Source organism: Tunicatimonas sp. (assembly GCF_049647865.1).
Lineage (GTDB): Bacteria > Bacteroidota > Bacteroidia > Cytophagales > Cyclobacteriaceae > Tunicatimonas.
Genome location: NZ_JBARYM010000471.1, coordinates 1 through 6,610 on the forward strand (window position 1 = coordinate 1; position 6,610 = coordinate 6,610).

General features: G+C 41.0%; 7 protein-coding genes. 3 read left to right on the forward strand and 4 right to left on the reverse strand.

All coding sequences use genetic code 11. The features are described 5' to 3' along the window. A partial coding sequence (locus WBA23_RS14020; protein WP_424582904.1) for a hypothetical protein occupies positions 1–523 on the forward strand: 523 nt, incomplete at its 5' end. Here the strand turns inward: WBA23_RS14020 and WBA23_RS14025 are convergent. From WBA23_RS14025 to WBA23_RS14040, 4 genes are all read right to left on the reverse strand, one after another. After that, the gene (locus tag WBA23_RS14025) at positions 520–1,542 is read right to left on the reverse strand and encodes a GntR family transcriptional regulator (RefSeq protein ID WP_424582905.1); all 1,023 of its coding nucleotides are present in this window, start codon (positions 1,540–1,542) and stop codon (positions 520–522) included. The genes WBA23_RS14020 and WBA23_RS14025 overlap by 4 nt on opposite strands. An 88-nt stretch (positions 1,543–1,630) precedes the next feature. Then, positions 1,631–3,190 (reverse strand): Rne/Rng family ribonuclease, encoded by a 1,560-nt coding sequence (locus WBA23_RS14030; protein ID WP_424582906.1) that lies wholly within the window; start codon positions 3,188–3,190, stop codon positions 1,631–1,633. A 376-nt stretch (positions 3,191–3,566) separates the two neighbouring features. Beyond that, a complete protein-coding gene (locus tag WBA23_RS14035) occupies positions 3,567–4,379 on the reverse strand; it encodes a tetratricopeptide repeat protein (protein WP_424582907.1) in 813 nt (270 codons plus the stop codon). Positions 4,380–4,429: 50 nt separating this feature from the next. Continuing rightward, positions 4,430–4,747 (reverse strand): HU family DNA-binding protein, encoded by a 318-nt coding sequence (locus WBA23_RS14040; protein ID WP_424582908.1) that lies wholly within the window; start codon positions 4,745–4,747, stop codon positions 4,430–4,432. Between the two features lie 160 nt (positions 4,748–4,907). On the opposite strand from WBA23_RS14040, the gene mutY reads away from it, so the two are divergent. After that, a complete protein-coding gene (mutY, locus tag WBA23_RS14045) occupies positions 4,908–5,966 on the forward strand; it encodes an A/G-specific adenine glycosylase (RefSeq protein WP_424582909.1) in 1,059 nt (352 codons plus the stop codon). 120 nt (positions 5,967–6,086) lie between these two features. Further along, positions 6,087–6,590, forward strand: coding sequence for a single-stranded DNA-binding protein (locus tag WBA23_RS14050; protein WP_424582910.1), 504 nt, complete (start codon positions 6,087–6,089; stop codon positions 6,588–6,590). The last annotated feature ends 20 nt before the right edge of the window (positions 6,591–6,610 follow it).

Here is a 6,610-nt window from a genome sequence, read left to right on the forward strand (position 1 = left end):
GGTAAATTCAGACCAGCAACCGGTTTTATCGCTTCAGTACCAGTTAGATAGCGAAAACTCTCGACCAGATGAATGGGCAGGGGCTTTTATCTGGGTAGAAGGATTTGAAAGAGATTTAAAAAAAATAAATCAGGTGTACTCCATTGGTAAAGCCTACAGCAATCTGCGCGATAATCATCAGGGGATTAATCCGCCATCTACTCGTTTTTTTAAACTACCAGTAACCTCGGAGCCCAACAATGTGCAACTGGATATTGCCCAAAATCACGAAGAAACTCAGAAAAGCAGATTTTCCTCCCTTAACCTAGACCGATTGGTAGTGAACCTGGGAATCTGGACGGCCAACGAAAAGCCTAACCAGCGAATGGGAGTCTACTTTACCAATCTTCGTTTGAGTGAACGGGGTGATGGAAACTCTATCGCAACCATGAACTCTGAGAATATTTGGCAAAAGGGAATTGATCACATTGCCGGCGAACATATCAACGTAGAAGAACGCTACGTTCCACCGGAGCGAAGCTAAAGCGATGGGCGGCGAATAAGATAAAATGGATTATGAATTTTTTCGCTACGCTTTTCCAGAATGAGTTGAGCCGCCGTTTCGCCCATTTTCTGAAAGTCAGTAGAAATTACGGCAATGCCATCGTGTAGTACTTCCTTCAGCGGTGTGTCATTGTACGAAATAATGCCTACATCCTGCCCTACTGCCAATTGATTATTCTTGCAATACTTGATGATATCAACTAGGTCGTCATCTTCTACTACTAAATACAAATCTTTTGGTCGCACCCAAGCTGGGTCGAATACGTTGGTAATACAGTAGTCAAAATGATGCTCGGTGCAGAAGCGCTTGAAGCTCGTGATTAATTCTGGACGATGCTGATTGCCATCGGGGAAGATAAAATACAATTTCTCGTATTTATTAATCACGTCTAACGCTGAAGTCAAGACTTGACGGGTATCTTCTTCGAAGTTTTCGCAGACAGCTTTGTATTTACCCTTTAAATCGTCTATATCTTTATCAATTAGTAGCAGTTTATCGGAAGGGATTTTCTCTATAACTGCTTGGGTTTGATCCGAGAAATTTTTAAAGCACGGAATGATCGCGTAATAGCTAAACTTGCCCAGATTTTCGTTGATAATTCGTTCCAGCTTTTTGGCACTGTAGTGATGTACAAACGTTTCTACTACCACTTCTTCGCCCAAGGTTTCTACAAAAGCGTTGACGATTTTCTTTTTATGCGCGCTAATCTTATTGATCGCTAAAAGTACCCGAAGCTGTCCGGTGGGCTCGATAGTATTTACGTAATAACCTTTGCCCGGGACTGAAACCAAGATTCCTTCTTCTCGCAGTTTATTATAGGCTTTCTCTACCGTGTCCCTTGATAAGTAGAAATCTTCGCTGGTTTCATTAATGGAAGGTATTCGCTCACCTTGTTTAAAAATACCCAATTCAATATCTGACTTAATTAAGTTAATTACCTGTTGATACTTCGGAATGCGGGAATCGCCGAAGATAATCGATTCATCAGATGAACGCATACGCATGTTGTTTTTGTAGGATAATGCTGACCAAAATACTGATTATTACTGCAACCTCTTGGCTAAGAAAGGAAAAAGCCTGAATAAATCAGGCTTTCGGTAATTCTATTTGTTCTCCGGCTTTGTTATAAAAATGATATTCCATCATTCCTAAGGAAGAATCTTTTTCCAGATGAATCCACTTTTTATGTTTAAAGAACCAATCTACTCGCTTAGAAAAAAGTCCATTGGTAAAATAAGCATGTAAATACGGATGCAGCGCAATAGTTAAGCTTTTCTCGTTTTGTTTGCCAAGTAGGTAATCGACATCTCGCTCTACTTGATCCGCAATTAGTATAGATGGAGTCACTTTCCCTTTTCCCTGACAAGTCGGGCAAATTTCTTTAGTAACAATATTCAATTCTGGGCGCACCCGCTGTCGGGTAATTTGCATTAGACCAAACTTGGTTAGTGGCAAGATGGTGTGCTTCGCCCGATCAGTCTTCATCTCTTCGCGCATTGTCTGATATACAGCTTTCTTATTTTCAGAACTCCGCATATCAATAAAGTCGACCACGATAATACCACCCATATCGCGCAAGCGAAGTTGGCGGGCAATTTCGCCTACGGCCTGTTTGTTTACACTAAGAGCCGTTGTTTCCTGATCTTTTTCCGAATTAGATTTATTGCCACTGTTCACGTCGATCACGTGCAGGGCTTCGGTATGCTCAATAATCAGATAACCACCACCGGGCACCGTTACCGACTGTCCAAATAGTGATTTTAGCTGCTTTTCGATACCATAATTCTCAAACAGCTTAATTTTACCGTGGTACTGCTTAACAATTTTTTCTTTATTCGGGGCGATTGTCTGAATATAAGATTTCACCTCCGAAAAGATTTCATCATCGTCAGTGACAATACTATCAAATGATTCATTTAGAACATCACGCAATAGAGAAGAAGCACGACCCACTTCCCCAATAATTTTCTCCCGAGGTTTGGCATTTTGCAGCTTCTTCATACCTTCTTGCCAGGTTTCTACTAAGTTGCGAAGGTCGCGATCTAGCTCAGCTACCTCCTTACCTGAGGCTACTGTTCGAATAATTACCCCGAAACCCTCGGGCTTTATGGAAGAGACCAAACGGCTTAACCGTTTCCTCTCGTTCTTGTCGGTAATCTTTTTTGATATATTTACTACGCTTGAGAAGGGAACCAATATGAGGTACCTTCCGGCCATAGACAACTCGCAGGATAATCGTGGCCCTTTTGTCGAAATAGGTTCCTTGACAATTTGTACCAGTACTTGTTGATTGCGATTCAGCACCTGATTAATTTTTCCGTGCTTATCAATGTCAGGTTCGGCATTTGTTTTACCGAGCTGTTGACCATTATTTTTTTTCGCAATTACATTCCGAACATGTTTATTTAATGTTCGGATTTGGGGCCCTAAGTCTAGGTAGTGCAGAAAGGCGTCTTTCTCGTAGCCGACGTCAATAAACGCAGCGTTCAATCCTGGCACCACCTTACGGACAGTTCCCAAATAGATGTCACCAACCGTAAATTTGTTGGTGTCAACTTCCTGATGAAATTCTACAAGGCTCTTATCTCGTAAAAGTGCTATACGACATCCTTCTTGAGTTGAATTGATAACTAATTCATTGCTCAAGGGATTACTATTTAAAGGTGTGGCATGCTACTACAGCATAGAAAGTGATTAGATTAATCAAGTAGTAGTATGCGAAATAAAAATAAAGGGTAGGTTAACGCAAATAAGAGGCGTTTTCCTACCCAGCCAAGAGTGTTGTGTTACTTCTTCTTATGGCGATTCTTTCTTAAGCGCTTTTTGCGCTTATGCGTAGCAATTTTATGTCTTTTACGTTTTTTTCCACAAGGCATATTCTTAATGTTTTAGTGAAACAAGTTATTTTTATAAATTTTTAGTGTTATTGTGTTCTTGTGCTGTAGCATTTTACTTTATTAAAGCTTATAGCTCAGTAGCAACAAACTTTAACACCATAATACTTAAACACGATATTTTCCAATTAAATTCTCTCTAAATAATTATCTACGTTAGCAATTATCTCTGGGTCATCGCTAATCGTTTTGATGTATTCAAACTGTTGGCGCGATTTTTCCTCATCACCGGCTTCTAAATAGCTTACTCCTAGCAAAAACTGCGCTTGCAGATTATCAGGATTAATTTCTTTTACCTTCTCAAACCGCTCTACTGCCTTCTCATATTGCCCTGACTGTCTTGATAATAATCCTAAGTTATAGGTAGCCAGCTCGTGATTTTCATTCGTCTCTACTATTTCACGCAACATTGTGATACCCGCCATTGGGTTTGATGAGCCGATATACGTCATCGCTGATTTAGCTTTAGCATCTAAGTTTCCCGGTTCTTCTTCCAATACCTTATCGAAGTAGAAACGGACTTTAGTGCCTAGCTGCTGCCGCTGCCCATTACCTATGGCTCGCATAAAAGCCTCATAATACATTTCTCCCGCTCTTTCCTCATCCTTTAGCTCTTCAGTTTGGCTAGCGATCACTTCAGCATAGTAAGCAGCGCTATCGTAATGGTCAGCTTGGATGAACAGTTTCACCAGAGAATTGGCAAAGATAGTATTTTTTTCGGCACTCTCATTGGTAAGGTACAAAGTTCGCAGGCTATCGGCTTCTACCTGTACAGCGGGAGCCAGGGGCGGAAGGTGGACGTCTTCTTCAGTTTCAGCTACTGGCATCGGAGTTTCGCCTACTGCTTGTTCATCATTATCTACTACAATGCGAGGCAAACTAAACAAACCTACTATCGCAAGTACGGCTACTCCTACTATAATCCACTGTTTTTTAGCCATAATCTAGAGAATCTTTATGCTAAGGGGCAATACCTCGGGGAGGGTATTACTTAGCTAGGCTCAGTCACCTTTAATTTTTCGCTCAGCTTCTCGCTGGTTTTAATCTTTTCTACGAACACCTTAGATGGCTTAAAGCTAGGCACGAAGTGTTCTTCAATAACAATAGCCGTATTTTTGGAAATATTCCGGCCTATTTTCTGAGCCCGTTTTTTATTTACGAAGCTTCCAAATCCGCGTACATAAATATTCTCCCCCTCAGCCATCGAGTTTTTAACTACAGTAAAGAATGCTTCTACAGTGGTATAAACATCTGCTTTGTCAATACCGGTCTTATCAGCAATCTGTTGAACTACTTCTGCTTTGGTCACGTTCTATTTAGGTTTTAGTTAAGTACTGGATTTTGGTTACTACCCAAAACTGGGGAGCGTAAATTTAATGGTAAATCATAAATTAGAAAAAAAAAGAACTAAAATCTCCCCCATCTCTAGCGCATTCTCAAAGATTCTATCTCATTATTAGCCAATTAGTTTGGAACAACCGCCTTTTGCTGAAGAAATTATCCAATGGTACCAGAAGCATCATCGAGATTTACCCTGGCGTCACACACTTGATCCCTATCAAATTTGGCTATCGGAAGTTATCCTACAGCAAACTCGGGTTGCTCAAGGATTACCTTATTACCAAAAATTTGTTGAAGCTTTTCCTACCGTATACGATCTAGCCCATGCCTCGGAACAGGAAGTTCTGCGACTTTGGCAGGGCTTAGGCTACTACTCTCGAGCCCGTAACCTACATGCTTGCGCTAAAAGTATTGTGGCCGATCACCGTGGCGAGTTTCCTAAAACCTACCATGAGTTATTAAAATTGAAAGGTGTGGGAGCATACACGGCAGCAGCCATTGCCTCCTTTGCTTTTAATGAAACGGTACCCGTAGTAGATGGTAACGTATATCGGGTACTTTCGCGGGTATTTGGTGTTGATGACGATATTTTATCTACTACCGGTCAGAAGAATTTTCGGAAGTTGGCCGATCAGTTAGTTCCTGCTGGGCAGGCCAATGTATACAATCAGGCCATTATGGAGTTTGGCGCGCTGCAATGTACGCCCGCCAACCCAGCTTGCTTATTGTGTCCACTATCTGCTATGTGTTACGCCTATCAGCACGGCAAGCAAAAAACCCTTCCGGTAAAAATTAAGAAAGGAAAAGTGAAGGATCGTTATTTACACTATTTAGTAGTGAGATTAGGCGATAAGGTTTTAATGAAGCAGCGACCAGAAAAAGGTATTTGGGCCGGACTCTACGATTTCTATTTGATAGAAACTAAGCAGCCTCGAAAATGGGACGAACTGAATGACCCAGTATTGAACGAGATAATACAACAGCAACCTCAGGTAGAAAAATCTGAATTACTTCAACACCAACTGTCGCACCAGCGGTTACACGTTACTTTTTACTCTATCGTTTTAAATGGTAACTTAGTAAAGGAACCTCATTATTCAGCTGGTAAATTTTATTCTCGAGAAGAAATAGAAGAGTTACCTAAGCCTATTTTGATTGATAACTTTTTACGGAATAACCACCTCTGACATTAAATTATTTAGTAACTTGTTATAAAGCGAATGACGGTTGTTTTCTCAATCTTTGTCAATTGTCGGAACATTAACTTCGTTTTTTGAGTAATAAAGTACAGATCAACATTAATCATTATGGCCGGAGTCAATAAAGTGATATTAGTAGGTAACCTCGGAGCTGACCCAGAAATTCGCCACCTGGAAAGTGGCTCGAAGGTAGCTAATATCAGCATTGCTACCTCAGAATCGTATACCAACCGTAATGGCGAGCGAGTAGAGCAAACTGAATGGCATAGAGTAGAGTTATGGGATCGACTAGCTGAACTCTGTGAAAAATATCTTGCTAAGGGCCGCACGGTGTATATTGAAGGAAAGATCAGAACCAATGAGTATCAAGACAAAGAAGGGGTTACTCGCTACGATAAGCGTATTCGAGCTACGAACATGACTTTTGTTGGTGGACGGAACGAAGATAGCGGTGACAACAATTATCAGTCTTCGTCTACAAATACTTCATCACCAAAAGTTTCAGAGCCTAACAGTGGACCACCACCCAGCACTGCGCCTGCTTCAACAGCTAGTAATAATGCAGGAACAGTGGCAACCAATAATAGTGAGATGGACGATCTGCCGTTCTAATTGATCATCTAACCTTAATC

Coding starts and splice junctions, on each gene's coding strand:
- WBA23_RS14025 (WP_424582905.1), bottom strand. CDS start 1,542: ATGCGTTCATCTGATGAATCGATTATCTTCGGCGATTCCCGCATTCCG.
- WBA23_RS14035 (WP_424582907.1), bottom strand. CDS start 4,379: ATGGCTAAAAAACAGTGGATTATAGTAGGAGTAGCCGTACTTGCGATA.
- WBA23_RS14050 (WP_424582910.1), top strand. CDS start 6,087: ATGGCCGGAGTCAATAAAGTGATATTAGTAGGTAACCTCGGAGCTGAC.